Raw genomic sequence first — 1,832 nt, 5'->3', positions numbered from 1 at the left:
GTCCTGGAACATGGTGGTGGTCGGCCGCTTCGCCGGCGGCACCGACGTCACGTCGACACCGCCAATGGTCACGGTCCCCTGATCGGGTACAAGAAATCCGCCGATTATGGACAGCAATGTCGTCTTGCCGGAACCAGAGGGACCAAGCAGAACCGTGAAGCTGCCGCGAGGAACGCTGAGCGACACGTTGTCGAGCGCAGTGAATGCGCCGAAACGCTGGACAAGAGCCGTGGCTTCAACCGCGTAGTCCGTCACATCGTCCTCCTGCGGCGCAGCACGACAAGTTCCATGATAGCCAGCAGCGTCACGGAGAAGAGAAAGACGAGGCTTCCGGCAGCATTTGTCTTTGGCGAAAGACCGCTGCGCAGCATGTTCCAGATTTCAATGGGCAACGTGACCTCGAAGCGCGTGAGCAGGAAGGAGATGATGAACTCGTCCCAAGAGAAGGTCATCGACAGGAAGAAACAAGCAAACAATGCCGGCCACAACATCGGCGCGGTGATCAGCAAGAGAACCTGCCATTCCTTCGCGCCGAGATCGCGCGCGGCGCGTTCAATGTTCATCTGGTGCTCGCCCATCTGGCTGTAGATGATCGCGAAGCACAGGGGCATGTTGATGACGACATGCCCAATGCCGGCGGCGAACAGCGACTTCGGCAAGCCGATAGCATTGAAAGTGATCAGCAGACCAAGGCCGATGATCAGATAGCTCACGGTAAGCGGGGCCGTGATCAGCGCCCGTTGCAGGGACGATGCAGGCAATCTGAAGCGTGCGAGCCCGTAAGCCGCCAAAAACCCCAGCGCAGTCGCCACAAGGGACGAAAGAATGCCGAGAGCGACCGAATTGAGAAGCGCGTTCATCAGATCGGCATCTGAAAATACTTCCCTATACCACCGAAAGGACAAGCCTTCGAATGGCAGGATCGGCAATCGGCCGCCCTGGAATGAGAACAACACCAGCACCACCACCGGCAGAAAGATGAAACCGTAGAGCACCAAGGCGTAGAGCGCAGCACCAGTATTTTCAGCGGTATTCTTGCGCCGCATTGTCAGGCCCTTTCAAGCTTGAGCCAGCGGGCGCATGCAATGTAAGCGAGCGTGACCACGATCATCAGTACGATCGACAGCGCCGATGCTGCGGGAAAGTCGGCCCGCCGCCCGATCTGCAGCATGATGATCTGCGGCATGACGAGTTCGAGATTGCCTCCAAGTATCTGCGGCGTGATGTAATCGCCAATGCATAGGACGAACGAAAGAAACGCGCCGACCATGATGCCAGGCAGGGTCAATGGGAGGATGATGTGCCAGAATGTCCTGATTGGCCCGGCGCCAAGGTCAGCGGCGGCGCGTTTGTAGTTGGGCGGCAGCTGCGCCAGGTTGGCGTAGATCGTCAGGGTCAGAAGCATGACGAAAAAATGGACAAACCCGATGATCGTCGCCGCGCGCGTATTGGACAGTTCGAGCGGCGTATCCACAAGACCAGTCGAGACCAGCACATTGTTGATGATGCCGTTGCGCGAAAGCACCAGCAGCCAAGCGTAGGAACGCACGACATAGGATGTCCAGAACGGAATAACGGCAAGGATGAGCGCCTGCCTGCGCCAGCGCTCCGGCACTTTTTCCGCGATGATCCAGGCAAGCGGATAGGCAAGAACAATGCTGATGATCGTGGCAGTCGTGGCAATCTCCAGCGAATTGACCATCGCATGGAGAAATTGACTCTCCCCGAAGAACCGGAAGTAGTTGGATAGGGTCCAGCTTTGGATCAACTCGCTGCCGACGCGCTGCCACAGGCTGACGACGATCATTGCGGCGAATGGACCGACAAAGAAC

At 57.8% G+C, this 1,832-nt stretch carries 3 protein-coding genes; all 3 read right to left on the bottom strand.

Going from position 1 to position 1,832, the window contains the following annotated elements:
- Positions 1-255: ATP-binding cassette domain-containing protein (locus tag EOA60_RS31335; protein ID WP_128312504.1), on the bottom strand; the 255-nt coding region annotated here is incomplete at its 3' end.
- Positions 252-1,046: an ABC transporter permease gene (locus EOA60_RS31330; protein ID WP_127336035.1), complete on the bottom strand. Its 795-nt coding sequence runs from the start codon at positions 1,044-1,046 to the stop codon at positions 252-254. The genes EOA60_RS31330 and EOA60_RS31335, both read right to left, overlap by 4 nt.
- Positions 1,047-1,048: 2 nt before the next feature.
- The coding region (locus tag EOA60_RS31325; protein ID WP_164899708.1) for an ABC transporter permease at positions 1,049-1,832 on the bottom strand (784 nt) is incomplete at its 5' end.

Origin of the sequence: Mesorhizobium sp. M1A.F.Ca.IN.020.06.1.1, from assembly GCF_004023265.1 — a bacterium.
In the GTDB taxonomy this organism is placed as follows: domain Bacteria; phylum Pseudomonadota; class Alphaproteobacteria; order Rhizobiales; family Rhizobiaceae; genus Mesorhizobium.
Note: the sequence above shows the minus strand (reverse complement) of the source record. Positions and strands in the feature narration are given on the sequence as shown.

Bases quoted from the DNA above. Each gene is read 5' to 3' on its own strand.
- EOA60_RS31330 (WP_127336035.1), bottom strand. From the start codon at position 1,046: ATGCGGCGCAAGAATACCGCTGAAAATACTGGTGCTGCGCTCTACGCC.